Genomic DNA, 26,075 nt, shown 5'->3' on the forward strand with positions numbered 1-26,075 from the left:
GGCGCGGGCGGCGTTCCTGCCCCGGCCGACAGGGAGCATTTCGGCGCGGGTGGACGGTCGGTTACAGAATATATTTTCGACGATGGGCCGCTTGCGGTGTAACCATCGGCGGGTCTGGCGCGAAGCATGGCGTGGGAGCCCACATGCAAGCGAACGAAGCCCAGTTGAAAGCGTGGATGATTGGCGGTCTGGATGGCGATGCGGCCTGCCAGGCGCAATTGCTGCGCGCGCTCGTTCCCGTGCTCGAAGCGTTTTACCGCCGCCGCATGCGCGATCGCCGCGACGACATCGACGATCTCGTGCAGGAAACGCTGATTGCCGTTCACACGCGGCGGGCGACGTTCGACCGGGAGCGGGCGTTCGGTGGCTGGCTGTTCGCCATCGCGCGCTACAAGATGGTCGACCACTTCCGCCGCTGCGGCCGAACCTGCCCGATCGAGGGGCTGGACGACATTCTGGTTGCCGAGGGGTTCGAGGAGGCCAGCAGCGCGCGGATCGATATCGACCGCTTGCTGGACGCGCTGCCGGCCAAGCAGTCGCAGGCGATCCGCGCCACCCGCCTCGACGGACTGAGCACGCACGAGGCGGCGGCGCGGGAAAGGATGGGGGAATCTGACGTGAAAGTGTCGGTGCATCGCGGCCTGAAAGCGCTCGCGGCCCGTATCAGAGGCGAATTGTAGGATGAACACCGACCAACTGATCGATGCCCTGGCGCGCGAGGTGACGCCCGTGCCGCGCCATGCCGTGGGGCGCCGCCTGGCCATTGGTCTTGCCGCTGGTGGCGTGATCACGCTGGCGCTGATTGCCTGGCTGCTGGGGTTCAATCCGCAGCTTGGCGCGGCCATCCGGCACTATTCGTTCTGGATGAAATGGGGCTACACCGTGTCGCTGGGCATCTGCGCTGCGCTGGCCACGGCGCGCCTCGCCCGGCCCGATAGTGGCCGGTTCGGCTGGTTGTGGCTGATGGCGATCCCGGTCCTTTCGCTGGTGGCGATCGGCTTGTTCGAAATGAGCCGGGTTCCGCCCGCCCAATGGCTGGCGATGTGGCTGGGGCAAAGCTGGAGCGTGTGCTCGTCGATCGTGTTCCTGCTCTCGGTGCCGATCTTTGGCGGGCTCTTGTGGTCGTTTCGGCGCCTCGCCCCGACGCGCCTGAGAGCCGCCGGCGCCACCGCAGGGCTGACGGCGGGATCGTGGGGCGCAACGCTCTATTGCCTGCACTGCCCCGAAGTGTCCGCGATCTTCGTGCTGACCTGGTATACCTTGGGGATTGGCCTGGCGGCGCTTGCCGGCGCCATCCTCGGGCCGCGTCTGCTGCGCTGGTAATCTTTTTTCGCCGCTGTAACCGCAGCCGGCACCCTGGCGAATAACCCCATGCCACTTTCGGCAACCGCATTTCCCAGGAGCGCTATGATGAACACTCTCAATTCGGGTCTGAGCCTTGCTGCCACCGCCGCTGTCGTGGCCATGTCGGCCGCAGCCGTTGCCACCCCGGCGATGGCAGCGAGCGGCACTGCCGTGGTCCACTGCTATGGCGTCAACAGTTGCAAGGGCACGTCGGACTGCAAGTCGGGCAACCATGACTGCAAGGGCCAGAACGACTGCAAGGGCCAGGGTTTCAAGGCTCTGTCGGTCAAGGCCTGCAAGGCCGCTGGCGGCAGCCTGACCGAGCCCAAGTAAGCGCTGCGGCACCCAACCTGGCCTGCGCGCCGCCGCCCCGGCCAGTGGGCGGCGGCGCGCAGGCAAGAGGAGAGCGATCGTGCCTCACTCCAGCTTTGCCGGTTTCGGCCTCGGCCTGCGCAAACCGCATTATGCCGACTTTCTGAAAGCGGCCGTCCCGGTCGATTTCGTCGAGGTGATATCCGAGAACTTCATGGTTCCAGGCGGGCGGCCAAGGCGCATCCTGCACCAGGTACGCGCACACTACCCGGTGGCGCTGCACGGGGTCTCGCTCTCCGTTGGCTCGGCCCATGGGCTGGACGCGGCATACCTGGCGCGCTTGCGTGGCCTGGTGGACGAGATCGAGCCGCTGTTCGTGTCAGACCACCTGAGCTGGTCCCGCACGCCGGGCTTCAACGCGCACGATCTCTTGCCACTGCCCTATACCGCCGAAGCGCTCGATATCGTCTGCGCCAACCTGGCCCACGCCCAGGAGTGCCTCGGGCGTGCGATGCTGATCGAAAATCCCTCGAGCTACCTGGCCTTTGCCCAGTCCGACATGGCCGAGTGGGAATTCCTCGAACGGGTCTGCGCGCGGACCGGCTGCGGCCTGCTGCTCGATCTCAACAACATCCACGTTTCGGCGATCAACCATGGCTTCGACCCGCTCGCCTATCTGGCCGGGGTGCCGCTGGACCGGGTGCGGCAGATCCACCTTGCCGGCCACAGTCAGGGCGAGACGCTGTTGATCGATACCCATGATCAGCCGGTCCCACCCTCGGTATGGACGCTGTTTGCGCAAGTCATCGATCGCCTGGGCCCGGTCGCGGTGATGATCGAGCGCGATGACAATATCCCGCCGCTGGCTGACCTGCTGGCCGAACTCGACCAGGCCCGGAGCCTGGCACGGCGCGGGATGGCGGCATGACGCTGGCCATGTTTCAGGCCGAATTCGGCAACTGGCTGATGACCGGGTCGGACCGGGCGGCGGCGCGCTTTGGCCCGGTGGCCCAAGCCGGACTGCTGGTTTACCAGAACAATTATCGCGCGGCGTTGATGGCCTGCCTGCATGAGAGCTTTCCGCAAACGGTGCAGTGGCTGGGGCCTGAAGACTTCCAGGCCAGCGCCGCCCGCTGCATCGATGATCGCCCGCCCGATAGCTGGTCGCTGGACCACTATGCCGCCCTGTTCCCGCAAAGCCTGGCCGCGCAATGGCCTGACGATCCCGAAGTGGCCGACCTCGCCGCACTGGAACTGGCGCTGGCCGATGCCTTTGTCGGCCCAGATGCCGATCCGCTGCCCAGCGCCGCGTTGGGGCAGGTCGATTGGGACAAGGCCGTGCTCCGCTGCGTGCCCAGTGCCCGCCTGGTGACCTTGCGCACGAATGCGCCGGCGATCTGGTCCGCGCTGGTTCTTGGCGGCACCGTGCCGCGCGCGGAAAGGATGCCGCACCCCGTCGCTGTGCTGGTCTGGCGGCAAGGGGACACCGCCTGCTTTCGCACGCTGGACCCGGCGGAGGCCGAACTTGCCCCGCGGCTGCTGGCCGGCGTGTCGTTTGCCGAGGTGTGCCAACATCTGGTTTGCGCGCATGGTGAAGCAGAAGGTGTCGGGATCGCCGGTCACTGGCTGGCGCGATGGGCGGCCGATGGCTTGCTGCATGGCGGTGCCCTGGCCTGAAATCATTGCGGTGCGGGAAAGGTGATGCAATAGAGGGGGCGGGTGCTCGCTGGCCAGAACGTGGTGCGGGCAGGCTTTTGCGCTGGTCGGGCCGCCAGCGGGCCAACAGTCGTGTCCGGACGTTTCCCGTGTTGCATACCCATGACTTTGCCAGTGCTCTTGCCCGGCTTTGCCACGCGCTTTGCCGAGGGGCCTCTGCATCCCGATTGCGGCCCGCACCGGTGCCGTGGCACCGGATCAACCGCCGCCGATTGGCGTTGAAGCGATCGCGGGTGCCGCCCTGCGGCCCTCGGGAGTGGCGGCGGGCCTTTGCGCAGACAGCGGAGCAAGCATGGAAGCATTGACGGAACCGGCCCGGAACACAGGCATGCGGGTGGGCGCGCGGCTGAGCCGACTGGCGCTTTACCGCTGGTGGCGGCGCCGGGTCGTGGGGCAGGTCGATCACCAGGCGGTCGTTGCGCGCATCTTCGCGGAAAGCTGCTGGTCACCGCGCTATGCCTTCATGACGATGATGTCTGCCGGGATCGCGATGCTGGGATTGCTGCTCTCGTCTCCGGCGGTGGTGATCGGTGCCATGTTGATCTCGCCGCTGATGAGCCCGATCCTGGGCTTCGGGTTCAGCCTGGCGCTGTTCGATTTTGCCGAAATGCGCCGTTCGCTGCTGGCGCTGGCGGTCGGTGCGGTTGCGGCGGTGGCATTCACGGCGCTGATCGTCACGGCCTCGCCCTTGCAGGCCCCCACGGCGGAGATCGTGGCCCGCACGCGCCCCAATCTGTTCGATCTGGGCGTCGCCCTGTTCGCCGCGCTCGCGGGGAGCTTTGCGATCATTCGCGGGCGGGGCGAAACCATCGTGGGGGTGGCGATCGCTACCGCGTTGATGCCCCCGCTTGCCGTGGTCGGCTATGGCCTGGCAACGTGGAACCTGCCCGTATTGGGCGGCGCATTGGCGCTGTTCGTCACCAACTTCATCACGATCGCGCTCTCGGCAACGGCAATGGCGCGCTATTACGGCTTTGGCCACCAGCTTTCCAGCCGTCAGAGCTGGACCCAGACCATCCTGCTGCTGCTGGTTTTTGTGGCCATGGCCGTGCCGCTCGGCCTGGCGCTCAACCGCATCGCGCGCGAGGCCCTGATCGTCTCGGAAGTGCGGTCGCTGCTGAACAAGCGCTTCGGCAGCGCTTCGCGCGTGACCCAGCTCGACGTGGCATTCGATCGCGAACCCAACGTCATTCGCGCGGTGGTCATCACGCCGCGCGGGCAGACGCAGAAGACCGTGGTGCTGCAAAAGGCGATCGAACAGGAACTCGGGCGCCCGGTTCGCCTCAATATCGACCAGATCTTGCTCGAACCGGGGGCCGGCGCGATCGAGGCGCAGCGCGAGGAACTGCGCCAGGCAGGCGATCAGCCGGACTTGGAGACACAGCGCCTAGCCGGGATCGCGCGGATGATCGCGCTGATCACCGGTGTTTCGGCCGACGACGTGACGATCGACCGGGATCATCACCGCGCTACGGCGGCGGCCATGCCGCTTCCCGGCGCAACCGTTGCTACCTATCGCGTGCTCGAAGCCCGCGCTGCCGCGCAGACCGATGGCTGGAGCGTGGCGATCGTGCCACCGCAAGGCCCGCTGCCCGAGATCGCCTTTGCCAATGATGCCGACACGCTGGACCCCGTGGCGCGCGAGGCCGTGCTGGCTTCGGCCTGGGCGGCGCGGCGGTGGAATGTGCCGGCGCTGGGCGTGCCGGGTCTGCCGGCCGGGACAACGCCGGCGCGGCCAAGTCTGGCCCAGCGGCGCGCCCTTGCCATCGCAGCAACGCTGGCGACGCAAGGCGTCAACGCGCTGCCAGCGCCCGGCGGTGGGCAGCGGTTCCACTTGTCGGCTGGAGAAGGCCAGTGATCGCCGGCGTGGCGCTGACGCCGTTCGATGCGGCGGCCATTCTCATCGTGCTGGCCGCCGGGCTGGGCTATTGCAACTATCGCTTCCTCAAATTGCCTGCCTCGATCGGGCTGACGGTCATGGGAGCGATTGCCTCGCTGCTCGTCGTCGGCATAGCCCGCGTCGTGCCCGGCGCCGCGTTCGCGCGGGATATTGTCGGGTTCATCGCCGGCATCGATTTCCACACCACGCTGATGGATGGCATGCTCTCGTTCCTGCTGTTTGCCGGCGCGCTGCATGTGGATTGGCACGAGATGCGGCGCGGTCGCTGGCCGATCATCGTGCTCAGCACCATCGGTGTGGCGCTGTCGACGGCCCTGATTGGTGGCGGCTTCCTGCTGCTGGCCCGCGCCATCGGCTTCGAACTGCCGGCGATCTGGTGCTTTGTGTTCGGTGCGCTGATCAGCCCGACCGATCCGGTCTCGGTGATGGGCGTGCTCAAGCGTGCCAACGTCTCGCCCACGCTCGAGGCGACGGTGGCGGGGGAAAGCCTGTTCAACGATGGCGTGGGCGTGGTCATCTTTACCATCCTGCTGGTATCGGCCCTTTCGGGTGAGGCCTTTTCCCTCGGCCATGCCGCCGGCCTGTTCGCCACCGAAGCGGGCGGCGGCGTCGTGCTCGGGCTGGTCATCGGCTGGATCGCGTTCCGGCTGATGCGCTCGATCGACGATTACAAGGTCGAAGTGCTGATCAGCTTGGCGGTGGTGATGGGCGGCTATGCCATTGCGCGGCCGCTCCATGCCAGCGGGCCGGTGGCCATGGCCGTGGCCGGGCTGATCATCGGCAATGCCGGCGTGGCCCATGCGATGAGCGACACGACCCGCGATTATCTGCACAAGTTCTGGGATCTGATCGACGATATCCTCAACACCGTGCTGTTCCTGCTGATCGGGTTGGAAGTGGTGACCATTCCGGGAGATCTGCGCCTGGTGGTCCTGGGCCTTGCTGCCATTCCGCTGGCACTCCTGGCGCGCTCGATCTCGGTGCTCCTCCCACTGTGCGCGATCCGTCCTGGGCATCGCTATGGTCTGGTGGCCCCCGTTACGCTGATCTGGGGCGGGCTGCGCGGTGGTATATCCATCGCCCTGGCGCTGGGGCTGCCCGATGGCCCGGCGCGCCCGATCATCCTGGCAGCGACCTACCTGGTCGTGCTGTTCTCGGTCATCGGGCAGGGCGGCACGATCAAGGGCGTGTTGCAGCGCCTGACCGCGAGGGATGAAGGAGCGCCGGCATGAAGGCGCGGCTGCTGCGGCTGTCGAACACCCTGCGCGAAAGCTATTGGTTCGTCCCCACGATCATGGCCCTGGCCGCGCTGCTGCTGGCCTTGACCACGGTGATGATCGACAGCCATGCCGGATCGACGACATGGACGACCGGATTGCCCGGGCTCGACACGGCCCGGCCCGATGGCGCGCGCAGCCTGCTGTCGGCGATCGGTGGTTCGATGATCGGCGTTGCCGGGACGACCTTCTCGGTCACCATCGCGGCAGTGGTCTATGCCTCGGGGCAGTATGGCCCGCGCCTGCTCAGCAACTTCATGTCGGATCGAGGCAACCAGGTTACCCTCGGCACCTTCATCGCCACGTTCGTCTATTCGCTGGTGGTGCTGCGCACGATCCACTCGGCAGGGGAGGGCGGCTCGGCGGTCGCGGCGTTCGTGCCGCAACTGGCGCTGTTGATCGCCCTGGTCCTGGTGCTGTGTTCGATCGCCGTGCTGATCTACTTCATCCACCATGTGCCGATGCAAATCCACATCAACAGCGTGATCGAACAGATCGGCGGGCGGTTGGTCGATGATATCGAGGCACGCTTTCCGGCTCGGGACGAGCCCCCGTCTGCCACTCCCGCCAGCGCCATGCCGATGCCCGCTGCCTTGTTGGCCGAGAGGCCCGTTGTCGGCCCGGACCGACCCGCCACGATCGCGTGCCAAGGCATGGGCTATATCCAGCTCATCGACGAAAGCACCGTCATCGCCGTGGCCAAGGAGCACGACATGGTCGTCCGCCTGCATCGCCAGCCGGGTGATTTCGTGCACAAGCACAGCGTGCTGATGACGGCTTGGCCGGCCGATGCCTGCACCGAGCAGGCGGCCACAGCCCTGCGCCATGCTGTCGCGCTTGGTTCGCGGCGCAGCGCGCTGCAAGACCTGCGGTTCCTGATCGATGAACTGGTGGAGATTGCCGCGCGCGCCTTGTCACCGGGCGTCAACGATCCATTCACGGCCAGCAGTTGCCTCGACTGGCTGGGCGCGGCGCTGGCCACTCTGGCGCGACGGCGCCTGCCGCCGTGCCAGCGCGTGGATGCGGAGGGAAGCCTGCGGCTGATCGCGCAGCCAGTAACGTTCGAGGGTTTTGTCGACCGCGCGTTTGGCGCCCTTGCCCAGTATGCCAGCGCCGACATGATCGCCGGAAAGCACTATCTCGATGCGCTGGGCGATGTTGCCCGCAACTGCGATGATCCCGCGCTTATCGCAACGCTGGCAAGACAGGCCCGTGCCTTTCGCGCGCTGGCCGCCAAGGCGCTGGATGGCGCATGTCGCGATGCCGTGGTGGCGCGCGCCGACAGTGTGCTGAACGCCTTGGTCCATGCTGGCGCGCAAGACAGCCGCGCGGGCGATGCAGACCGAATGGAAGGGATCATATGATTGTTGCCGTTGCCCTGATCGTGGCGCTTGTCGTCACCCTGGCGCTGACCTTCGGCCGGTTTGCGCGTAGCGATACGTGGCGCGCGACGGTCACGCCCCTGGCGTCGATCATCGGATCGGGCTTTCTCATCTGCGGGCCGTTGCTTGCGCGCGAGTTCGGCAGCGCGGCGCTCGGTGCCATGGCCGTTCTGCTGGCTATTGCCTATGCGGCGGGCGCGGTAATCCGGTTCAACATCGTCCATGTCGAAAGCTATCTTGCCAGGGCCAGCTTCAACGATCCCGTCGCCTGGCTGGCACGGCTGACGCAGGGCGTGCTGGCGCTCGCCTATGCGGTATCGGTCGCCTATTACCTCAAGCTGCTGGCGGAATTCTCGCTCAAGCCGATCGCCATTGCGCCGGCGCTTCAGCCCCTTGCCGCCAATATCATCGTGACCGTGCTGATCGTGCTGATGACGCTGCTGGCCCTGGGGGGCAGCCTGCGCAAGGTGGAGCACCTGGCCCATGGCACGGTCTCACTCAAGATCGGGATCATCGCCGGCCTGCTCGTGGCGCTGGCGCTGGCGTGGGCAATCGGCGGGATGCAAGCGGCATTGCCGCCCGCGCGGCTGTCGTTCGCCAGCGTGCCGATGCTGCTCGGCCTGCTGATCACGGTGCAGGGCTTCGAGACCTCGCGCTATCTCGGCCATGCCTATCCGGCGGCATTGCGGGTCCGCACGATGCGGCATGCGCAATGGATTTCCTCGGCGATCTACCTCGCATTCATCGCGCTGCTCACACCGTTCCTTTCACGCGCTGCGGCCACCCAGGGGGTGGCCGGCATTCTCGACATCATGGAACTGATCGCGCCGGCGCTTGGCGTGTTCGTGCTGATCGGCGCGGTTGCCAGCCAGTTGAGCGCGGCGGTGGCAGATTCGATCGGCTCGGGCGGGCTGATCAACGAGGTGTCACGGCGCAAGATCAGCGTGCCGCTGGCTTTCCTGCTGGCTGGCGCGCTGGCGATCGTCATCGTCTGGCTGACCGACCCATTCGAGGTGGTCGCGCTGTCATCGCGCGCCTTTGCGCTGTTCTATGCGCTGCAATGCGCGCTGGCGTTGATCGTTTCGATCAGGAATGGCGTGGGAACAGCGGCCCAGCGGATCGGCTTTGGCGCCATCGGTCTGGTCTGCCTGGTCGCAGCGGCGGTCGGCGCACCGGCGGAAGGGTGAGGGGCTGCCACGGGGCCGCCGTCTCCCTGCTCCGTAGTGGGCGTCCCCCCACGCGCGCGATTGCCGATTCCGTTAAGGCCATGCCCAGCCTCGTGATGATAACCGTTGGCATTTCCGCAGCGCTTTGAAATGAAGACGCAGCGAAGCGCTCCAGCGAAGGGTTGAAACCCAATCAACCTCTTCAAAACAAGGATGCCATGGGCCTCGCGATCTATATGGATTTTGCATGAATAGGGCGGGCGCTGCGATCAGGCGCCCGGCGCCTGATCTGCGGCAAATTGATCGTAGGCCTCCACCGCTTGAGCGGCATACATCAGGCTGGGACCAGCGCCCATGTAGATGGCGAGGCCCATGGCATCCATCACCTCTTCGCGGGAAGCACCGTGCCGGACGGCGGCCTGCGCGTGAAAGGCCACGCACCCATCGCAGCGGATCGCGACCGCAATGCCCAGCGCGATCAGCTCCTTGGTCTTGCTGTCCAATGCACCATTGGCCGTGGCGGCGCTGGCCATTGCAGAGAAATTCTTCATGACATCCGGTGCGCCAAGACGAACTTGCTTGATCGCGCCCGACAGTTCCTTGGCCATCTGCGGCCAGTCCTTGTGCATGACGTTCCTCCTTTCAAGGATTGATCTGTCCAGCCAGAGCATTCAATTGCCAGGCGGCAACCATGCGCTGGCCCTCCGCCTCGATGGCGGCCGCATCAGCTGCGGTGGCCTCGCGCTCGGCGTCGAGAACGGCCAGAGTGGGCTTGGCGCCGACCTTGGCTTCCAGTTGAACGCTGCGCAAAGCTTCGGCGGTCGCGGCGGAACGGGCCGCGCTGGCGTCGACCACGCGGCGCGCGGTCTGAAGGCCGGTCCAGGCGGCGATGACCGCAGCGTCGATTTGTTCCCGGGCCTCGCGCGCGCGCGCTTCGCTGGCGTCGAGCGTGGCGTCGGCCTCGTGGATTTTGGCGGTGGTGCGACCACCGGCAAACAAGGTCCAGCGGCCACGGATACCCACTGCCATCGCATCTGCGCGGTAATCGGGGAAGAATTGGTCGCGAGTGCGGGTCGCCTCGGCAAAGGCGCCAATGGTGGGCAGGCTTTCCGCCTTTGCGCCGCGTAACCCGGCTCGGGCGACGTCGATGCCTTTTTCGGCCTGTGCGAGGACGGGATTGGCGTGATGGGCATTGTCGAGCGCCTCGTCCAGGCTGGGCGGGGTGGCGGGCAGCGCTGGCAAGGGGGCGAGCGCGCCCGCTTCATGGCCGGTCAGGCGGACATATTGGGCCTCTGCGGTCACGCGGCGGCCCTGCGCGGCAGCTAGGCCAGCTTCGCCCTCGGCCCGGCGGGCGGTGGCAGCGGCAAGATCCGAGGCGGGGATTTCGCCGGCTTGAAATCGCAAGCGGGCTTGCCGCTCGACTTCGGCCAGTTCGGTGGCCATTTGCTGAAAGCGTGTCTCGATCCGGCGCGCTGCCAATACCTCAGCATGCGCAGCCACCGCGCCCACGATCACCCGCGACCGTGCATCAGCCAACGCCAGCGTGGCGATCGCCTGCCCCCCACGCGCCTGGTCCACCGCCGCAGCCACCCGCCCGCCGGCATACAGTGGCATTTCCGCGCCTGCTCGCAGCGCCAGCGGCGTGACATTGCTGGCGGTAAAGCCAAAGAAGCCACCATTGTCGATGCGCCCGGCGCCAATCTGTCCTTCGACGCTGAGCATCGGGTTGCCCTGTGCCTTGGCGCCGTCGAGCCTTGCTTGTGCCTGCGCTTCTCCCGCCTGGGCCTCGGCCAGGACAGGAGCGTGCGCCAAGGCATCGGCGATGGTGGCATTCAGATCCTGCCCTTCGGCAAAGGCGGGCGAGGCCACCAACAAGGGCAACAGCATGATCAGATGACGCATGGCATCAGCCCTTATTTGAACGTGCAGCCCGGCTTTACGCCCAGCGCGCGGAACAGGATCGCGGCGGGACAAAAGCCCGTCACACTGGCTTGGAGCATGTTGGCCCCGGCAAACATGGTGAGGTAAATCCATGCAGGGCTCACGAACTGGGCGGCCAAGGCGCTGCCCAAAACAACTGCCCCGGCAAAGCGCATCACAGCGGAATCAAGGCTCATCACACATCCTCCTTGGTGGTTTCTTTCAGCTTGTTGATACCCAGCATTTGCAGCGCGAGCTTTTCATAGAAGGGCTCGCTGACGCCCGAGCGGACCTTCTTGAGGAAGTATTTTTCAAAGCCGACCTTGGCGAGGTGAACCCATTTGCCATGAGACGACCAATTGACGTTACGCGGCGGGATCTGGGGCTGGGCCACAAAGGCAACGCCTCCGTCGCCGAAATCGGCAAGGCACACCGCGTTCCAGCTCGGCACTTCATTCGGCTCACGCCCATCAAGTTCGGCGGCGATATTGTGGGCCACGGCCGTCACCATGCTCTCGATCATGAAGCCGGTCTTGGGCACGCCCACAGGAACCGGCGTCGGTCCCAGCGGCGGAATCGCCACGCAAACGCCCAGCGAGTAGACGTTCTTGAAATTGGGGTTGCGCTGGTGCTTGTCGGCCAGGATGAACCCGCGCGGATTGGTCAGCCCTTCGATGCCATACACGGCCTTGATGCCGCGGAAGGCGGGCAGCAGCATCGAGAAGCCGAACGGTAGATCATGCACCTTCTTGACGGCGTCATCCTCACCCACTTCCTCGACATGGGCCATGCCGTCATCGAAGCTGGTGACGCGGGCGTTGGTCACCCACTTGATGTGCCGCTCGCGCAACTGGCTTTCCAGCAGGCCCTTGGTGTCACCCACGCCGTCGAGGCCGAGGTGGCCGATATAGGGCTCGCTGGTGACGAAAGTCATCGGCACCTGGTCGCGGATTTTGCGACGGCGTAGCTCGGTATCGAGGATGAGCGCGAATTCGTAGGCCGGACCGAAACATGAAGCGCCTTGCGCCGCGCCCACCACGATCGGCTTTGGGTTTTTGCAGAATTCGTCAAACACGTCGGCGGCATGTGCCGCATGGTCGGTCCGGCAGACCGAAACCGTGTGGCCATCGGGGCCAAAGCCGGGAATCTCATCAAATGCCAGTTCAGGCCCCGTGGCGATCACCAGATAGTCATAAGACATGCTGGTGCCGTCGCGCAGTTCCACGCGGTTTTCGGCTGGATGGACGCGGGCGGCACCAACGCTGGTAAAAGTGATGCCCTTCTTGGCCATGACCGGCGGCAGCGACACGCGGATCGCGTCGGTCTCGCGCCACCGCACCGCCACCCATGGGTTGCTCGGCACGAACCAGTAATCGTCACTGTCCGACACCACGGACACCTCTGCGCGGCCTTTGGTAGCATCTCGGATCTCGTAGGCGGCGATGGTACCGCCGAGACCAGCGCCCAGCACAAGGATGCGGGGCAATGCGTTTGCAGGCTTGGACATGGATCAGCTCTCCCAGAGATATGCGGCCCCTTGGCTTTCTGACCGATGGGGACTCGGCATCCGCTTCAATCGCACTTGACTAATATGACTATTAAGCAATATAAGCAAGTGGTGTTTTTTACGCGTCTTCATACGCTGCGGAATGGGAGAGCGAATCATGGTCTTTGGCTTTGGAAAGTCGGCAAAACACCGGGAGGTTGGGCCGCAGGAACTGGCGGGCATGGTTGCCGCGAATCAGGTTCTCGTCGTCGATGTGCGCGAGGTGGACGAATTCGCGAGCGGGCACATTCCCGGCTCGATCAACATGCCGCTGTCCACCTTTCAGCCGAGCAAGCTGCCCGCTCCCGGGGCCAGGCAACTTGTCCTGACCTGCCTCGGTGGCAAGCGGTCGGGCATGGCGCTCGACAAATGCGCGGCTGCGCAAGCCAGTGTCGACACCCATCTGGCTGGCGGTTTTGGCGCCTGGGCCAAGGCTGGATTGCCGGTCGAGCGCTGAGTGCAGGCGCGCAGGATCGGGCGCATCGGGCATGGGTACGGGAGATGACAATGGTTAGAAGCCACTGGGGGGTGAAAGGCATGCAGGGCCGGGGTTTGACGGTCGGGGCCTTGGGTGTTGCGCTCATGGCGGCAACACTTCAGGGCTGTGGGCAGGACAAACCTGTGCCTGACGCGGGAGTGTCGGCGAACGGGCCACGCTTGACCGTAACTGCCAGCGATACGCCCGACTGGCAAAGCGTGTCTGCCGAGGTGACCAGCCAGGACCAGGCGCAAGTGCTGGCGCGCATTCCTGGCCTGCTGACCAGCCTGTCTGTGCGCGCCGGCGATATGGTGCGGCAGGGCCAGGTCATCGGCCGGATTGCCGACAGTCAGCTCACCTATCAATCCGCCGCTTATGGCGCCCAAGCTGCCGCCGCACAGGCGCAGGCCGCACAGGCCAAGGCCGAGCTGGATCGCGTGAAGTTCCTGGCCGCCAATGGCGTCTATGCCAAGGCGCGTCTGGAGCAGGCCGAGGCAGGCGCCAGCGCCGCCGCGGCCCAGACACGGGCCGCCCATGCCCAGCAGGCCAGCATTCGCGCGATGGCGGGCAATGGTGCGGTGGTCGCGCCAGCCAACGGCCGCGTGTTGCGCGCGGATGTGCCGGCCGGATCGCCGGTGGTGCCAGGGATGGTGGTGGCGGTGGTCACCTCCGGCCCGGTGGTGCTGCGGCTCGATCTGCCAGAAGGCCTGGCGGCCAAGGTGAAACCTGGCGCGCGGGTGCGCGTCGATGGGATGAGCGGCGAGGGTAGCGTGACGCGCATCTATCCGGCGGTGACCGCTGGGCAGGTCAGTGCGGATGTCGCCATGGCCGGGCTGGATTCGAGCCTGATCGGGCGGCGCATGGCGGCGCAGTTGGCGGCTGGAATCCATCGCGGGATCATCGTGCCCCGCGCTTTCATCGTCACGCGCTACGGTCTCGACTATGTGCAGGTTGCGACAAAATCTGGCGGGGTAATGCAAGTGCCCGTGCAGACATCGCCCGCCGCAGATGCCAAGAGTGTCGAAATCCTCTCGGGCGTCAATGCCGGCGATGTGCTCGTGGGAGGCGCCTCATGAATCTGGGCATTTCCGGGCGCATCACGCGTGCCACCATTGCCTCGCCCCTGACGCCACTGTTCCTGCTGGCGGCGATCCTTGTCGGGCTGATCGCCACGATTACCATTCCGCGCGAGGAAGAGCCGCAGATCAAGGTGCCGATGGTCGACATTCGCGTTGCTGCGCCCGGCCTTTCGGCGGCGGACAGCGTGGAACTGGCAGGCAAGCCGCTCGAGCAGATCGTCAAGAGCATCGACGGCGTCGAGCATGCCTACACCCAGGCCCAAGACAATGGCGTGATGGTGACGGCCCGGTTCAATGTGGGCCAAGACCCTGAAGCGGCCGCCACCCGTGTGGACGAGAAGATCAAGGCGAACATCGACAAGATCCCTGCCGGCGTCCAGCCCCCGCAGATCACCGTGCGCGGCATCAGCGACGTGCCCATCGTGGTCTTGACGCTCACCCCCAAAGGACCGGGCTGGGACGAACGCAGCCTTTACACGCTGGCTAGCAAGCTGCGCACGGAAGTGGCCAAGGTGGACGATGTGGGCTTGACCTTCATCACCGGGGGACAGCGCGAGGCGATCCGCGTTGTCCCCGATCCGGCAAGGCTGGCGGCGGCGCGTGTGCCGCTCTCTAGCGTCATTGATGTCATCCGTCAGGGTGGCCGCAGCTTCCCCGCCGGCTCGGTCCGCGAGGGTGGGGCAGCGCTGGCCGTGAGCGCAGGCGCGCCTTTCGCCAGTGTGGATGAGGTGCGCCGGCTGACAGTGCGCTCTGCAAGCGGCGCGCCGGTGCTTCTGGGCGATGTTGCACAGGTTGAGCAAGGCGGCGCGCAGGATCAGGCGCGCAGCTGGCGCTGGAGCAAGGATGGCAGCGGATGGCGACAAGCGCCTGCTGTCTCCATCGCCATTGCCAAGCGCAACGGGGCCAATGCCGTCACTGTTTCTCAAGGCGTAGTGGCGCGGGTCGAGGCGTTGAAGGGCGGGCTGATCCCGGCCAGCGTTTCGGTCAATGTCACGCGCGACTATGGCGAAACGGCGAATGACAAGGCCAATGAACTGATCTTCCATCTGGCTTTGGCGACAGTGTCCATCGTCATCCTGATCGGCTTCGCCATCGGTTGGCGCGAGGCGGGGGTGACGGCGATTGTCATTCCCACCACCATCATGCTCACCATGTTCGCCTCGCGGATCATGGGCTTCTCGATCAATCGCGTATCGCTGTTCGCGCTCATCTTTTCGATCGGCATTCTGGTCGATGACGCCATCGTGATGATCGAGAACATCGCCCGGCACTGGGGCATGAACGATGGTCGCAGTCGCCAGCAGGCCGCTATCGAGGCCGTGGCCGAGGTGGGCAATCCCACGATTATCGCGACCTTGACGGTGGTGGCCGCCTTGCTGCCGATGCTGTTCGTTTCGGGGTTGATGGGGCCTTACATGGCGCCGATCCCGATCAATGCCTCGGCGGCGATGGTGTTCAGCTTCTTTGTTGCGGTGGTGATCGCGCCCTGGCTGATGATCCGCTTTGCGCGGGGTGCGCTCGCCCATGGCCATGCGGGCGAGGATGGCGGCAAGCTCGGCGCGCTCTATGCCCGCTATGCCAAGCGCGTGATCGCCACGCGGGCCAGCGCCAAGCGCTTTCTGATCGGCGTTGGCGTTGCCACTTTGGTGGCCTGCTCGATGTTCTATTTCAAGGCCGTGACGGTCAAGCTCTTGCCCTTCGACAACAAGAGCGAAGTGCAACTGGTGGCTGATATGCCCGAAGGCACTTCGCTGGAGGAAACCTCGCGCATTCTGGAGCAGGCCAGCGCCATTGCGCGCCAGATCCCCGAAGTGAGCGCGATGGAAGCCTATGCAGGTACGGCGGCGCCGTTCAACTTCAATGGCCTCGTGCGCCATTATTTCCTGCGCAGCCAGCCCAATCAGGGCGATGTCATGGTCAGCCTCGCCGCTAAAGGCGATCGCAGCCGGTCGAGCCATGCCATTGCCGTTGATCTGCGTGAACGGTTGCGGGCGCTGGCACTGCCTGCCGGTGGCGTGATCAAGGTGGTGGAAACGCCGCCGGGGCCGCCGGTGCTGGCGACCTTGCTGGCAGAAGTCTATGGACCTGACGAGGCGACAAGGCAGAAAACCGCGCTGGTGCTCGAGCAGATTTTCAAGTCCGTGCCCTTCATCGTCGATACCGACAACTCGTTCGGCGTGGCCCGCCCAACGCTGCGACTGGTGCCTGATCGCGACAAGCTGGATCACTATGGCTTGGCAGAGAGCCAGGTGCTCGACAGCATCGGTGCGCTGATGGGGCGGCAAACCCTCGCCTACGTGCCGCGCGGCGCCGATCGTGAACCGCTGCCGGTGGAGATCGGCCTCGATCAATCGCAGCGGAGTTGGTCGGGCGCGCTGGCGGCGACGCCTGTGGCGGTCACGCCCGCAGGGCAGTTGCTCAGCCTTGGTGAACTGGTTGATGCCAAGGCCCAATCTGGCGGGCAGGCGATCTTCCGCCGCGACGGGCGGGGCGCCACCATGGTGATGGCCGACATGGCGGGCCGCTACGAGGCGCCGATCTATGGCCTGCTGGCGGTGGACAAGGCAGTGGAGGCCTATGACTGGGTGGGCCATGGGCTGACGAAACCGACTATCCTGATGCACGGCCAGCCCGACGACGAAAGCCACACATCGATCCTGTGGGATGGCGAATGGGAGATCACCTGGGTCACCTTCCGCGACATGGGCGGAGCCTTCATGGTGGCGCTGCTGGCGATCTATGTGCTGGTGGTGGGGCAGTTTGGCAGCTTCAAACTGCCGCTGGTGATTCTCACGCCCGTGCCGCTGACGCTGATCGGCATTGTCTTGGGCCATATGCTGTTTGGCGCGCCGTTTACCGCCACCAGCATGATTGGCTTCATCGCGCTGGCCGGGATCATCGTGCGCAACTCGATCCTGTTGGTCGATTTCATCCGCCATACTGCCACGCCCGGCAAATCGCTGCGCGATGTGTTGATCGAGGCCGGGCGTATTCGCGTCAAACCCATCGCGCTGACCGCCGCTGCCGCCATGATCGGCGCAAGTGTTATCCTCACCGATCCGATCTTTCAGGGGCTGGCCATTTCTCTGCTGTTCGGGCTGGCTTCCTCCACGTTGCTCACCCTTCTGGTCATTCCCGCCATCTACGTGGTCTTGCGGGATGACGGGATTGCCTTATCTGGAGAGGCACTATGAAGCTCACTGACCTTTCCGAATTGAAATCGAACGCTACGCATATGGCGGCGCGGCTCAAGCTCATGAGTCATCCCGAGCGCCTGTTGATGCTGTGCCGCATGGACGAAGGTGAGGTCAGCGTGAGCGAGCTGGTGGCGATGACGGGCCTTTCGCAGTCCGCCGTTTCGCAGCACCTGGCCATGTTGCGCGCCGAAGGTGCGGTGAACGTGCGCATCGACGCGCAGGTACGCTGGTACAGCCTGAGCGATCCCGTCGTTTCGGGTGTGATCCACGCCATGTGCGCGCTATGCGATGCGGGCGCTGTTGGTATGCACGCCAAGGCCTGCTGAAGGTTTCGGTTAAAGACTGATCGTCTGATTGGCCAAGGCTAGGCGGTGGCTGATCAAGATCAGCCCCGTACCTGTCTCATCCAGCTACGCGCCAAGCCTTTGCACAAGGCGGCTTTCGGTTGCGGCGTCCAGTCCTTCGCTCGGTTGATGCAGCACCAGCCATGGGTGCCCGGCCAGCAAGGCCCGCGCAAAGGCTACACGCCGTCTTTGCGCGCGAGACAGCTGCGCCCCATCGCCGCCCAGCCATTGATCCAATCCATCGGGTACGCTTCCAGCAGATCGACATCGCGGCCAAAGCAGGCAACCATCTCGCCGCGGCGCAAAGGCAGTGGCCCCGCCAGTGTGGGCTTGGCGATGTGGGCCAATAGCTCCATGCGCAGATCAGACCGCGCAAACGGCGCGGCGCGGTGGCCCAGCATCCGCTCGCCGTAGCGGGCGCCCTGGACGGAGCGAGCGAGGGAAAGGGACTTGACCATATTACAAATCAATAATATTAGAAATATCTGCAATTAGCAAGCGAGTCTACGCGTGTGTGTCGCCTGCCATTGCCGGTGTTGTGCGGAATGCGCAGCCTTACCAAGGGGGCATGTCCGATGGATATGGCGGTTGTTGAGTTATCCCGGCTGCAGTTTGCACTGACAGCCATGTACCATTTTCTTTTCGTGCCTTTGACGCTCGGCCTCTCTTTCATGCTGGTCATCATGGAGAGCATCTATGTGATCACCAAGCGCCCAATCTGGCGGGTGATCACGCGGTTCTGGGGCAAGCTGTTTGGCATCAACTTCGTGTTGGGCGTGGCAACGGGCCTGACCATGGAGTTCGAGTTCGGCACCAACTGGGCCTATTACGCTCACTACGTTGGGGATATTTTCGGTGCCCCGCTGGCGATTGAAGGGCTGATGGCCTTCTTCCTCGAAGCGACCATGGTCGGCGTGATGTTCTTCGGCTGGGATCGCCTGGGCCGGGTACAGCACTTGATGGTCACCTTTCTGGTCGCGCTGGGCACCAACCTTTCGGCGCTGTGGATCCTGATTGCCAATGGCTGGATGCAGAACCCGGTCGGCGCCACGTTCAACCCCGAAACCATGCGGATGGAAGTGACCGATTTTTCGGCGGTGCTGTTCAATCCGGTGGCGCAGGCCAAATTCGTGCACACCGTCAGCGCGGGCTATGTCTGCGCGGCGACCTTCGTGATGGGTGTTTCGGCGCTTTATCTGCTGCGTGGCAAATACACCAATATTGCTCGCCGTTCGATGATGGTGGCCTCGGCCTTCGGGTTGGCCTCGGCGCTGTCGGTGGTCGTGCTGGGTGATGAAAGCGGTTATGCGCTGACCGACAACCAGAAGATGAAACTGGCCTCGATTGAAGCCATGTGGGAAACCGAAGCGGCCCCGGCCGCCATCACGCTGGTGGGCTTGCCCGATGTGGCGGCGCGCACCACGCATGGCGCGATCAAGTTGCCCTATGTCATGGGCATCATTGGCACGCGTAGCCTGACCGGCAAGATCGACGGGATCGAGGAACTGGTGCTGCGCGCAGACGAGCGCATCCACAGCGGCATCATCGCCTATGATGCGGTGGAAAAGCTGAAGGTTGACCGCGCCGATGGGCCTGCCCGCGCTGCCTTTGAGGCGCATAAGCGTGACATCGGTTACGCCATGCTGCTCAAACGCTACGTCGCCGATCCGCGCAAGGCGGATGACCAGCTGATCCTGAAAGCGGCGTGGGACACTGTGCCCAATGTGCCGGTGATGTTCTTCCTGTTCCGGGGGATGGCGGCATTGGGCTTTGGCTTTATCGCCTTCTTCGGCATGGCCTTCTATTGCGCCTCGGCCTGCCAGTTCTCAAAGCGCTGGTTCCTAAAACTGGCGGTGGTGATGATCCCGCTGCCATGGATCGCGATAGAATCGGGCTGGGTGCTGGCCGAAATCGGGCGTCAGCCCTGGGCGGTGGACGGCGTGCTGCCCACCTTCCTTGGTGCCTCCTCGCTGACCGTGCCGCAGGTGTGGGCGACGATTTTCGGCTTCACCGCGCTGTATGGCACGCTGGCCGTGATCGAGATCCGCCTGATGATCGCCGCAATCCGCAAGGGGCCGATCGAGCACCACGAGCTTACCGCGCAGGCGCAGGGCTTTGCCCCGCTACCCGCCGAATAAGGGGACGGGATATGCATATCCCTCTCGATTATGAAACGCTGCGGGTAATCTGGTGGGCGCTTTTGGGCGTGCTGCTGATCGGCTTTGCGCTGACCGATGGCTATGACCTTGGCGTTGGGGCTTTGCTGCCCTTCGTCGCGCGTACCGATCAAGAACGCCGGCTGGTCATCAACGCCATCGCCCCGCACTGGGAGGGCCATCAGGTGTGGTTCATCCTTGGTGGCGGCGCGATTTTTGCGGCATGGCCGTTCGTCTATGCGGTGAGCTTTTCCGGCTTCTACCTTGCGATGTTTCTCGTTCTGGCGGCCCTGATCCTGCGGCCGGTGGCGTTCAAGTATCGTTCGAAGCATGCCGATGCCGCATGGCGCAACCGCTGGGATTGGGCGCTGTTCGTGGGCGGTTTCGTGCCGGCGTTGGTATTCGGTGTGGCGGTGGGAAATGTGCTGGTTGGCGCGCCCTTCCGCTTCGATAGCGATCTGCGCATGACCTATGAGGGCACGCTGCTTGGTCTGTTCACGCCCTTTACGCTGCTCACCGGCCTGCTCTCGGTGGCGATGCTGGCGCTGCATGGTGCGGGCTGGCTGGCGGTGAAGATCGAGGAGGGGGTTGTGCTGACCCGCACCCGCGCCATCGCCCGTATCGCGGCGCTGGCCAGCATCGCACTGTTCCTGATCGGCGGGGTGATGGTGGCCAAAGGCGGCATGGGGCTGGCGCTGACGGGGGCTGTTAATACCCAAGGCCCGTCAAACCCGCTGATGTCGGCCAGCGTCGCTGCGCCCGGTGGATGGTTGGCCAATTACAGCGGGCATCCGTGGATGGTGCTGGCGCCGGTCTTGGGGCTGCTCGGGCCATTGGTTGCACTGGTGGGTATCGTCAAACGATCCGGTGCGCTGAACCTCATCGGCACCGCGCTGGCCACTACCGGCATCATCGCCACGGTGGGCCTGTCGATGTTTCCCTTCATCCTGCCGTCCTCGATTGACCCGCGCTCCAGCCTGACCGTTTGGAATGCCTCGTCCAGCCATATGACTTTGTTCATCATGCTGATTGTGACGGTGATCTTCCTGCCGATGGTGCTGGGCTATACGGCCTGGGTGATGAAGATGCTGGGCGGGCGGATCACTCTGCGTGATGTCCAGACCAACCCCGACTTTTACTGAAAGGAACTTCCATGTGGTATTTTACATGGGTGCTGGGTTTGGGCCTTGCGGTGGGCTTTGGCATCATCAACGGGCTGTGGCACGAATTCAATTCGCCGATAGACGATGATCCTGCGGTCTGAACCTTCACGGTTAAGCATGTCAGGACACAGCGGCGCCGACCCTTCCCGTCGGCGCCGCTTTGGTTTGGAATTGGAAGGGGGTGCGGGATGAGCGCAATTTCGAGGATCTGTTCCTTGGCCTTGGTCGCAGCAGGATTGGCCTTTCCAGCCTTTTCTTTCGCCAAAGGGCGGCATGCTGTCGCGGAACAGCCCTATTATGTCTTTCAAAAGGTGGTCTACCAGAACGATGGTGGTTGGCCGGATGACAAAGCCTATTTCAACCGCCTGTTGCGCCATATCGGCGCGCATATTGCCGCCACAGACGGCAAAGTTGAAATCCGTGTTGTCAACTTTGCAGCCGGGGTAAAGCTTTTCGTGATGGCCAAGGAGGATGCCGAGCTTGCCAAAGCCGTCGATGAGCTGCGGGCCAAGGGCGTGCGCTTCCTGGTCTGCAACAATACGATGCAGGGGATGAAGCTGACCCCTGCGGACCTTTATGGTGTGAAGCCTGATGATGTCGTTCCCAGCGGGGTTGCTGAAATCGCGCGTTTGCAGGGCAAGGGCTATGTCTATCTCCATCCATGAGCGGTCATGAATCCTTGAGCTGTCATGACCCTTGCAGATCACATCCTGTATGCGGGTGCTTGGGCGGGTTTTGCCCTATGCCACAGCCTGACGGCGGGGGCTGGGCCTTCGCATGGTATGGGTCGTCTGTTCGGGCGGGGGCATAGACTTGCCTACAATGCGCTGGCTTTCGTGCAGATCGTGGTGGTCTTGGGGCTGGGCCGATGGTTGGCACAGGGCAATCAACCCTTTGCCCAGCCATTGTGGCTGACCAGTTTACGCTGGGGAATGGTTGCCTGCGGGTTGGTGCTGGGTCTGTTTGCTTTGCGGGCCTATCGTCTGGGGCCATTTGTCGGTTGGGCACAACTGCGCGGCGAGGAGGATGCCGCGCAGGATCTGGCGGTCGCTGGCCTGCATCGCCATATGCGTCATCCGCTCTATACCGCCGCCTTGCTGCTGCTGTGGGGCAGAGTGGATCACGAACTTGCCTTGGCCACGGCGATTTGGGCTAGTCTCTATCTGGCTGTGGGCAGCCATTTTGAAGAGCGCCGCCTGTTGGCGCGCTATGGCGAAGCTTACAGCCGCTACCGCGCGATCACGCCGCGCTTTTTCCCGAGCCTGTTTTAGGCCGGTTTACGCGCCACGAGATCGATGAGCGCCGACATGCCGCTGTGTCCCGGACCTTCCTCGATGACGCTGTCATGGACGGCCAGATGCTTGATGTCCCATCCGGTGAAGGCTTCGCGCAGCATGTCCTCGTTGTAGAGATTGTCAGGCAAGCTTGGTCCGCCCGTGTCATAGGCGATCTGTTCGGGCCGATAGCCTTGCAGCAGGATCAGGCCGCCGGGACGGGTTGCCCGCTGCATTCCGGCAAAGATCCGGGCGCGCAGGGCCGGGTCAGCGAACTGGATGAAGATCGCTACCACTGCGTCGAAGCCGTCTTCGGGCCAGTCCCATGCGGCAAGATCGGCCTGTTGCAGGCCGAGCGACACCCCTCGTTCCTGCGCCAGCTTGCGCGCCTTGGCGAGGCCCGCCTCGGCAATGTCGATGCTGGTGACGTGATGGCCTTGGGCTGCCAAGCAGACGCCATTGCGCCCCTCTCCATCGGCCACGCACAGCACGTTGCCCATTGCAGGCAGGCGCGCGGCCTGCTGCGTCAGGAACAGGTTGGGCTCTGTGCCGAACAAGTAATCTTTCCCGGCGAAGCGGCCGTTCCAGTGACTTGCGTGATCCATCATCCGCGAGCCCATTCCACGATGCGGCGCGCATCCATGGCGCCCGAAATCCGTTTCACCTCACGCCCGCCTGCCAGCAGCATCAGGGTGGGGATCGACTGGATGCGGTGCGCCGCGCCCAATGCTTGTTCGGCCTCGGTATCGACCTTCAGCAGGCGCATGGTGGGCTCCAGCATCCCGGCGGCCTGTTCAAACGCCGGGGCCATCGCGCGGCATGGGCCACACCATGGCGCCCAGAAATCGACCAACACGGGCAGCGTTCCCTTGCCCACATGCGCAGCAAAGCTGGCGGCGTTAACCGGCAGGGGGTAGCGGGTGAACAGAGCCATATGGCATTTGCCACAGTTGGGTCCATCGCTGAGCCTTTCGCGTGCCACGCGGTTGGCGCCGCCGCAATGCGGGCAAATCACGATCTCGCTCATGCCTGTCCTCCCGAAAGTGCGGTCTAGCTACGCTACAGCATGTAGAGCGCGACCACCACAATGCCAGAGGCGAAGATAGTGTTGAGCATGCCGTTGGCCCCCGACAGTCGGCGCGAGGCCCATATGCCCAGCACCGTACCGCCAATGCGCTGCGCTTCGCGGTGACCGTGCATTTCGGCGCGGGATGGCAAGCCGGCCGATAAGGCCCGCAACGGCGCGGCCGATGCTGCGTCAAAGCGCCTTGCCGCATGCCGATTTCGGCAAGGCGAAGTCGGGATTGGCCAGGAACCGCTTATCGGTCAGCGATTGCAGAAAGGTCTCGATCGGGGCCACTTCCTGCGGCGGAATCGCAAGGCGGTGGCGGGCTATCGCAGCCGGAATGGTCGGCGCGGAACCATCATGCCAATAGGGCGCCGTAACGGCCACATTGCGCAGCGACGGCGTGCGAAAGCGTTGCCGATCATGCAATCGGTGCGTGATTTCGAACAGCCCTCGTCGGGTGCCGCCTGATCGACGGCGCCGAGCCGGTGATAGGCCATATCCGTAAAATCGGGCCCGCTGTGGCAGGCGGCGCAATGCTCGCGGAACAGGGCATATCCGGCGCGCGCATCCTGGGCCAGAAGGCCGTGGTCGAATGGCGTGTCGCGAGAGATCAGCGTTCGCTCGAAACTCGCCAGCGCAGCCGCGACTTTGGCAAACGTAATCGGCTTTGCGCCGCGCGGAAACGCGGCGACGAACATCTGGGCATAGCAGGGATCGCGCTCCAGCCGCCTGGGAATTTCCTCAGTCAGACCCTGCATCCCCATCTCGACAGGATGCGTGCCAAAAACGGGCACCGATACCTGTTTTGCCAGCGAGGTCTGGCGTCGATCGGCCCAGGTCAGGCGGGTGAAGCGGCCGACATTGGCCAGGCCGGGCACATTGCGCCGCCCCCACTCATCGGTCACGCCGGGGTGGGTACGATTGCCATCGGCAAAGGCCTAGTGCTGTTCATGGCAGGTCGCGCAGGCCATCGTGCCATCGCGCGATAGATCGGCGTCGTAGAACAGCCGCCGGCCCAGCGGGATTCTGGCCTGCCCAGGCGCTGGCGCTTGCGATGCCGCATTGGCCGGCCGTCGCGCCGCCGTCGCCGTTGTCGCAACGGCCAGGGTGGCGGCAGCGGCCAATAATATGCGACGCTTCATGGCACAGGCACATCCGGCGCAGTGAGGGCCAGCACTGTGACCACAGGCCCGCCATTGGCCGAAATCTGAACCAGATAGTGCCCTGATTCCAAAGTGAAATCGACCATTTTGCGAATCCCTGTGCAATCCGGCCCATGGCCATGGGCGACAGAACGCATCGGCCCTTGCCTGCCGATCACGTCCAGCCACGCGGCCGAGCCCAGTGCAATGCGATAGGTGCCCGCCTTGACCACGTCGAAGCCGAGCAGGCCGCCATAGCTGACTGACCCGCCCGGCTTTTCGGGACGCTGGGCATAGTGCACGTCTGGCGTGGGGGACAAGTTGACCTGCGCAGCAGTACCCAGCGTCAACATCGCGGGTGCAGCCGCCTCGCGCCCCGCCGTCAGGGGGCTGGGCCGGTTCCACGGAGCATAAGCGCCGGTGGCGGCAGCCGATGCGGCGCAGATGGGCGCGGGAGGCGGCGCGGCTTCCATTTGAGCAGCAGCGGGCGCGGACAGCATCACGAGCACCAGGCTGGATACTACCAACGTTCGCGTTGCGGTGTCTGCGCGCATTCCGGTCTCCGACCATGCTATATTCTATCAAATATAGCATGGTCGGAAAGCCATAAGCCCGACATAAGGGCGCCCATGAGGGAAATTCCATGCGTTTGACCAGATTTGTGCCTGCGTTGCTGGCATCGGCGCTGACCATGCCGGCTTTTGCACAAGAGCAGCCTGACAGTTTCGCGCTGGGGCAGATCGTCGTGACCGGACCGCCAGCCAAGGGCATCGAGATCACCAGCCAGACGCTCGACGCGAAGGCCATCGACACCTTTGGCCGCTTGACACTGGATGACGCCGTGGCATTGGCGCCGGGTGTCTCGGCGGGCAACAGCGGGGGCACCCGCAACGAACGGCTGATTTTCGTGCGCGGCTTCAACCGCTTCCAGGTGCCGCTGACGGTGGATGGCATCCGCGTCTATCTGCCGGCGGACAACCGGCTCGATTTCGGCCGCTTTCTCACCAACGACATTGCGCAAGTGCAGATGGCCAAAGGCTATGTCTCGGTGTTGAACGGGCCGGACGGCATGGGCGGCGCGATCAATCTGGTCACCGCCAAGCCGACCAAGCCGCTGGAAGCGAAAGTGGGCGCGACGATCAACCTTGGGCGGCAGGGGGAATATGCCGGTTACACCACCAATGTCCTGCTCGGTACGCGGCACGACAAGTGGTATGCACAAGCTTCCTTCGCCCGCAATTTCACCGATCACTGGGACTTGCCCGGAAGCTATGTCGGCACCGCCAACCAGGCTGCCGGCCGCCGCGATTTCTCGCGCAGCGCCGATTGGCGGGTGAACGTGAAGGCGGGCTTCACGCCCAACAGCACAGACGAATATGCGATCAGCTATACCCGGCAGGAGGGCGAAAATGGCGCGTCGCTGCATGTGACCGATCCGATCTCGTCCCAGCGGTTCTGGAACTGGCCGGCATGGAATACGGACAGCCTCTATTTCCTGTCCACCACGGCGCTGGATGTCAACGGCGGAGCAAAAACCGGCCACTGTGGCGGAGTAAAAGTAGGCCACTGACGTTGCGGCAGATTCAAAGCACAGGGGCCCCGATCGGGGC

At 64.4% G+C, this 26,075-nt stretch carries 28 protein-coding genes and 1 pseudogene; 19 read left to right on the forward strand and 10 right to left on the reverse strand.

The annotated features are described in order from the left end of the window. The first annotated feature begins 143 nt into the window (after window positions 1-143). From C8K14_RS17795 to C8K14_RS17835, 9 genes are all read left to right on the forward strand, one after another. Window positions 144-680 carry a sigma-70 family RNA polymerase sigma factor gene (locus C8K14_RS17795; protein ID WP_107718054.1) on the forward strand — a complete coding sequence of 179 codons (537 nt, stop codon included), beginning with the start codon at window positions 144-146 and terminating at the stop codon, window positions 678-680. Window position 681: 1 nt separating this feature from the next. Next, on the forward strand, window positions 682-1,323 hold the full coding sequence (locus C8K14_RS17800; RefSeq protein WP_022677819.1) for a DUF1109 domain-containing protein: 642 nt from the start codon (window positions 682-684) through the stop codon (window positions 1,321-1,323). 87 nt (window positions 1,324-1,410) lie between these two features. Beyond that, entirely contained in the window at window positions 1,411-1,677 is a 267-nt protein-coding gene (locus C8K14_RS17805) for a hypothetical protein (RefSeq protein ID WP_107718099.1), read from the forward strand. A gap of 76 nt (window positions 1,678-1,753) precedes the next feature. Further along, entirely contained in the window at window positions 1,754-2,584 is an 831-nt protein-coding gene (locus C8K14_RS17810) for a DUF692 domain-containing protein (protein WP_107718056.1), read from the forward strand. Beyond that, window positions 2,581-3,333: a DNA-binding domain-containing protein gene (locus C8K14_RS17815; protein ID WP_107718058.1), complete on the forward strand. Its 753-nt coding sequence runs from the start codon at window positions 2,581-2,583 to the stop codon at window positions 3,331-3,333. The genes C8K14_RS17810 and C8K14_RS17815 overlap by 4 nt, the downstream gene beginning before the upstream one ends. A 331-nt stretch (window positions 3,334-3,664) precedes the next feature. After that, window positions 3,665-5,230 (forward strand): DUF389 domain-containing protein, encoded by a 1,566-nt coding sequence (locus tag C8K14_RS17820; protein WP_107718060.1) that lies wholly within the window; start codon window positions 3,665-3,667, stop codon window positions 5,228-5,230. After that, the gene (locus C8K14_RS17825; protein ID WP_062788741.1) at window positions 5,227-6,504 is read left to right on the forward strand and encodes a sodium:proton antiporter; all 1,278 of its coding nucleotides are present in this window, start codon (window positions 5,227-5,229) and stop codon (window positions 6,502-6,504) included. Before C8K14_RS17820 ends, C8K14_RS17825 begins: the two co-directional genes overlap by 4 nt. Further along, window positions 6,501-7,913, forward strand: a complete 1,413-nt coding sequence (locus C8K14_RS17830) for a DUF2254 domain-containing protein (protein ID WP_107718062.1) — start codon at window positions 6,501-6,503, stop codon at window positions 7,911-7,913. Before C8K14_RS17825 ends, C8K14_RS17830 begins: the two co-directional genes overlap by 4 nt. Then, window positions 7,910-9,118 carry a hypothetical protein gene (locus C8K14_RS17835; protein ID WP_107718064.1) on the forward strand — a complete coding sequence of 403 codons (1,209 nt, stop codon included), beginning with the start codon at window positions 7,910-7,912 and terminating at the stop codon, window positions 9,116-9,118. Before C8K14_RS17830 ends, C8K14_RS17835 begins: the two co-directional genes overlap by 4 nt. Window positions 9,119-9,366: 248 nt before the next feature. Here the strand turns inward: C8K14_RS17835 and C8K14_RS17840 are convergent, their stop codons facing one another. From C8K14_RS17840 to C8K14_RS17855, 4 genes are read right to left on the reverse strand one after another with little or no spacing between them, the layout of a single operon-like run. After that, the gene (locus tag C8K14_RS17840) at window positions 9,367-9,726 is read right to left on the reverse strand and encodes a carboxymuconolactone decarboxylase family protein (protein ID WP_022677826.1); all 360 of its coding nucleotides are present in this window, start codon (window positions 9,724-9,726) and stop codon (window positions 9,367-9,369) included. A 13-nt stretch (window positions 9,727-9,739) separates the two neighbouring features. Next, window positions 9,740-10,999 carry a TolC family protein gene (locus tag C8K14_RS17845; RefSeq protein WP_107718066.1) on the reverse strand — a complete coding sequence of 420 codons (1,260 nt, stop codon included), beginning with the start codon at window positions 10,997-10,999 and terminating at the stop codon, window positions 9,740-9,742. Between the two features lie 11 nt (window positions 11,000-11,010). Next, window positions 11,011-11,214, reverse strand: coding sequence for a DUF2892 domain-containing protein (locus C8K14_RS17850; protein WP_107718068.1), 204 nt, complete (start codon window positions 11,212-11,214; stop codon window positions 11,011-11,013). Next, entirely contained in the window at window positions 11,214-12,524 is a 1,311-nt protein-coding gene (locus C8K14_RS17855) for an NAD(P)/FAD-dependent oxidoreductase (RefSeq protein ID WP_107718070.1), read from the reverse strand. Before C8K14_RS17855 ends, C8K14_RS17850 begins: the two co-directional genes overlap by 1 nt. A 157-nt stretch (window positions 12,525-12,681) precedes the next feature. Here C8K14_RS17855 and C8K14_RS17860 point away from each other — a divergent pair, with 157 nt between their 5' ends. The 4 genes from C8K14_RS17860 to C8K14_RS17875 all read left to right on the forward strand — a co-directional run bounded on the left by C8K14_RS17860 (window position 12,682) and on the right by C8K14_RS17875 (window position 17,643). Further along, on the forward strand, window positions 12,682-13,020 hold the full coding sequence (locus tag C8K14_RS17860; protein WP_022677830.1) for a rhodanese-like domain-containing protein: 339 nt from the start codon (window positions 12,682-12,684) through the stop codon (window positions 13,018-13,020). A 200-nt stretch (window positions 13,021-13,220) separates the two neighbouring features. Continuing rightward, window positions 13,221-14,117 (forward strand): efflux RND transporter periplasmic adaptor subunit, encoded by an 897-nt coding sequence (locus C8K14_RS17865; RefSeq protein WP_233251139.1) that lies wholly within the window; start codon window positions 13,221-13,223, stop codon window positions 14,115-14,117. After that, window positions 14,114-17,314, forward strand: a complete 3,201-nt coding sequence (locus C8K14_RS17870; protein WP_107718074.1) for an efflux RND transporter permease subunit — start codon at window positions 14,114-14,116, stop codon at window positions 17,312-17,314. The genes C8K14_RS17865 and C8K14_RS17870 overlap by 4 nt, the downstream gene beginning before the upstream one ends. Next, a complete protein-coding gene (locus tag C8K14_RS17875) occupies window positions 17,311-17,643 on the forward strand; it encodes a helix-turn-helix transcriptional regulator (protein ID WP_062788729.1) in 333 nt (110 codons plus the stop codon). Before C8K14_RS17870 ends, C8K14_RS17875 begins: the two co-directional genes overlap by 4 nt. Window positions 17,644-17,837: 194 nt before the next feature. Here the strand turns inward: C8K14_RS17875 and C8K14_RS17880 are convergent, their stop codons facing one another. After that, window positions 17,838-18,119, reverse strand: a complete 282-nt coding sequence (locus C8K14_RS17880) for a hypothetical protein (RefSeq protein WP_107718076.1) — start codon at window positions 18,117-18,119, stop codon at window positions 17,838-17,840. Between the two features lie 117 nt (window positions 18,120-18,236). On the opposite strand from C8K14_RS17880, the gene C8K14_RS17885 reads away from it, so the two are divergent. The 5 genes from C8K14_RS17885 to C8K14_RS17905 all read left to right on the forward strand — a co-directional run bounded on the left by C8K14_RS17885 (window position 18,237) and on the right by C8K14_RS17905 (window position 22,251). After that, window positions 18,237-19,799, forward strand: coding sequence for a cytochrome ubiquinol oxidase subunit I (locus tag C8K14_RS17885; protein ID WP_054132113.1), 1,563 nt, complete (start codon window positions 18,237-18,239; stop codon window positions 19,797-19,799). An 11-nt stretch (window positions 19,800-19,810) separates the two neighbouring features. Further along, complete coding sequence (gene cydB, locus C8K14_RS17890) at window positions 19,811-20,959, forward strand: cytochrome d ubiquinol oxidase subunit II (protein WP_022677836.1); 1,149 nt, start codon at window positions 19,811-19,813, stop codon at window positions 20,957-20,959. Between the two features lie 11 nt (window positions 20,960-20,970). Continuing rightward, window positions 20,971-21,081 carry a cytochrome bd-I oxidase subunit CydX gene (gene cydX, locus C8K14_RS17895; protein WP_084391181.1) on the forward strand — a complete coding sequence of 37 codons (111 nt, stop codon included), beginning with the start codon at window positions 20,971-20,973 and terminating at the stop codon, window positions 21,079-21,081. A gap of 87 nt (window positions 21,082-21,168) precedes the next feature. Then, window positions 21,169-21,645, forward strand: a complete 477-nt coding sequence (locus tag C8K14_RS17900) for a DsrE family protein (RefSeq protein WP_107718078.1) — start codon at window positions 21,169-21,171, stop codon at window positions 21,643-21,645. A gap of 171 nt (window positions 21,646-21,816) precedes the next feature. Next, entirely contained in the window at window positions 21,817-22,251 is a 435-nt protein-coding gene (locus tag C8K14_RS17905; RefSeq protein ID WP_233253934.1) for an isoprenylcysteine carboxylmethyltransferase family protein, read from the forward strand. On the opposite strand, the gene C8K14_RS17910 is transcribed toward C8K14_RS17905, so the two are convergent. The 5 genes and pseudogenes from C8K14_RS17910 to C8K14_RS17925 form a co-directional block, all read right to left on the reverse strand. Further along, a complete protein-coding gene (locus tag C8K14_RS17910; protein ID WP_233251140.1) occupies window positions 22,248-22,862 on the reverse strand; it encodes a class I SAM-dependent methyltransferase in 615 nt (204 codons plus the stop codon). The two genes, C8K14_RS17905 and C8K14_RS17910, sit on opposite strands and share 4 nt — an antisense overlap. Beyond that, window positions 22,859-23,281 carry a thioredoxin TrxC gene (gene trxC / locus C8K14_RS17915; RefSeq protein ID WP_022677841.1) on the reverse strand — a complete coding sequence of 141 codons (423 nt, stop codon included), beginning with the start codon at window positions 23,279-23,281 and terminating at the stop codon, window positions 22,859-22,861. Before trxC ends, C8K14_RS17910 begins: the two co-directional genes overlap by 4 nt. 32 nt (window positions 23,282-23,313) lie before the next feature. Then, window positions 23,314-23,454 carry a hypothetical protein gene (locus C8K14_RS22695; RefSeq protein ID WP_158271955.1) on the reverse strand — a complete coding sequence of 47 codons (141 nt, stop codon included), beginning with the start codon at window positions 23,452-23,454 and terminating at the stop codon, window positions 23,314-23,316. A 192-nt stretch (window positions 23,455-23,646) separates the two neighbouring features. Next, window positions 23,647-24,465 (reverse strand): annotated as a pseudogene (locus C8K14_RS22930) (cytochrome-c peroxidase). Continuing rightward, window positions 24,462-25,019: a hypothetical protein gene (locus C8K14_RS17925; RefSeq protein WP_107718082.1), complete on the reverse strand. Its 558-nt coding sequence runs from the start codon at window positions 25,017-25,019 to the stop codon at window positions 24,462-24,464. The pseudogene C8K14_RS22930 and the gene C8K14_RS17925 overlap by 4 nt, the downstream one beginning before the upstream one ends. A gap of 89 nt (window positions 25,020-25,108) precedes the next feature. Between C8K14_RS17925 and C8K14_RS17930 the strand changes: the two genes are divergently transcribed. Beyond that, on the forward strand, window positions 25,109-26,035 hold the full coding sequence (locus C8K14_RS17930; protein WP_107718084.1) for a TonB-dependent siderophore receptor: 927 nt from the start codon (window positions 25,109-25,111) through the stop codon (window positions 26,033-26,035). Window positions 26,036-26,075 lie beyond the last annotated feature (40 nt).

The sequence above is a fragment of the Novosphingobium sp. GV079 genome (genome assembly GCF_003058045.1).
Classification (GTDB): Bacteria; Pseudomonadota; Alphaproteobacteria; order Sphingomonadales; family Sphingomonadaceae; genus Novosphingobium; species Novosphingobium capsulatum.

Excerpts from the sequence above, each read along its gene's own strand:
- C8K14_RS17835 (WP_107718064.1), top strand. The coding sequence starts at position 7,910 with ATGATTGTTGCCGTTGCCCTGATCGTGGCGCTTGTCGTCACCCTGGCG.
- C8K14_RS17875 (WP_062788729.1), top strand. The coding sequence starts at position 17,311 with ATGAAGCTCACTGACCTTTCCGAATTGAAATCGAACGCTACGCATATG.
- C8K14_RS17840 (WP_022677826.1), bottom strand. The coding sequence starts at position 9,726 with ATGCACAAGGACTGGCCGCAGATGGCCAAGGAACTGTCGGGCGCGATC.
- C8K14_RS17860 (WP_022677830.1), top strand. The coding sequence starts at position 12,682 with ATGGTCTTTGGCTTTGGAAAGTCGGCAAAACACCGGGAGGTTGGGCCG.
- C8K14_RS17795 (WP_107718054.1), top strand. The coding sequence starts at position 144 with ATGCAAGCGAACGAAGCCCAGTTGAAAGCGTGGATGATTGGCGGTCTG.
- C8K14_RS17885 (WP_054132113.1), top strand. The coding sequence starts at position 18,237 with ATGGATATGGCGGTTGTTGAGTTATCCCGGCTGCAGTTTGCACTGACA.
- C8K14_RS17855 (WP_107718070.1), bottom strand. The coding sequence starts at position 12,524 with ATGTCCAAGCCTGCAAACGCATTGCCCCGCATCCTTGTGCTGGGCGCT.
- C8K14_RS17850 (WP_107718068.1), bottom strand. The coding sequence starts at position 11,214 with ATGAGCCTTGATTCCGCTGTGATGCGCTTTGCCGGGGCAGTTGTTTTG.
- trxC (WP_022677841.1), bottom strand. The coding sequence starts at position 23,281 with ATGAGCGAGATCGTGATTTGCCCGCATTGCGGCGGCGCCAACCGCGTG.
- C8K14_RS17845 (WP_107718066.1), bottom strand. The coding sequence starts at position 10,999 with ATGCGTCATCTGATCATGCTGTTGCCCTTGTTGGTGGCCTCGCCCGCC.
- C8K14_RS17925 (WP_107718082.1), bottom strand. The coding sequence starts at position 25,019 with ATGCGCGCAGACACCGCAACGCGAACGTTGGTAGTATCCAGCCTGGTG.
- C8K14_RS17930 (WP_107718084.1), top strand. The coding sequence starts at position 25,109 with ATGCGTTTGACCAGATTTGTGCCTGCGTTGCTGGCATCGGCGCTGACC.
- cydB (WP_022677836.1), top strand. The coding sequence starts at position 19,811 with ATGCATATCCCTCTCGATTATGAAACGCTGCGGGTAATCTGGTGGGCG.
- C8K14_RS17800 (WP_022677819.1), top strand. The coding sequence starts at position 682 with ATGAACACCGACCAACTGATCGATGCCCTGGCGCGCGAGGTGACGCCC.
- C8K14_RS22695 (WP_158271955.1), bottom strand. The coding sequence starts at position 23,454 with ATGCACGGTCACCGCGAAGCGCAGCGCATTGGCGGTACGGTGCTGGGC.
- C8K14_RS17870 (WP_107718074.1), top strand. The coding sequence starts at position 14,114 with ATGAATCTGGGCATTTCCGGGCGCATCACGCGTGCCACCATTGCCTCG.
- C8K14_RS17900 (WP_107718078.1), top strand. The coding sequence starts at position 21,169 with ATGAGCGCAATTTCGAGGATCTGTTCCTTGGCCTTGGTCGCAGCAGGA.
- cydX (WP_084391181.1), top strand. The coding sequence starts at position 20,971 with ATGTGGTATTTTACATGGGTGCTGGGTTTGGGCCTTGCGGTGGGCTTT.
- C8K14_RS17805 (WP_107718099.1), top strand. The coding sequence starts at position 1,411 with ATGAACACTCTCAATTCGGGTCTGAGCCTTGCTGCCACCGCCGCTGTC.
- C8K14_RS17830 (WP_107718062.1), top strand. The coding sequence starts at position 6,501 with ATGAAGGCGCGGCTGCTGCGGCTGTCGAACACCCTGCGCGAAAGCTAT.
- C8K14_RS17910 (WP_233251140.1), bottom strand. The coding sequence starts at position 22,862 with ATGATGGATCACGCAAGTCACTGGAACGGCCGCTTCGCCGGGAAAGAT.
- C8K14_RS17815 (WP_107718058.1), top strand. The coding sequence starts at position 2,581 with ATGACGCTGGCCATGTTTCAGGCCGAATTCGGCAACTGGCTGATGACC.
- C8K14_RS17820 (WP_107718060.1), top strand. The coding sequence starts at position 3,665 with ATGGAAGCATTGACGGAACCGGCCCGGAACACAGGCATGCGGGTGGGC.
- C8K14_RS17880 (WP_107718076.1), bottom strand. The coding sequence starts at position 18,119 with ATGGTCAAGTCCCTTTCCCTCGCTCGCTCCGTCCAGGGCGCCCGCTAC.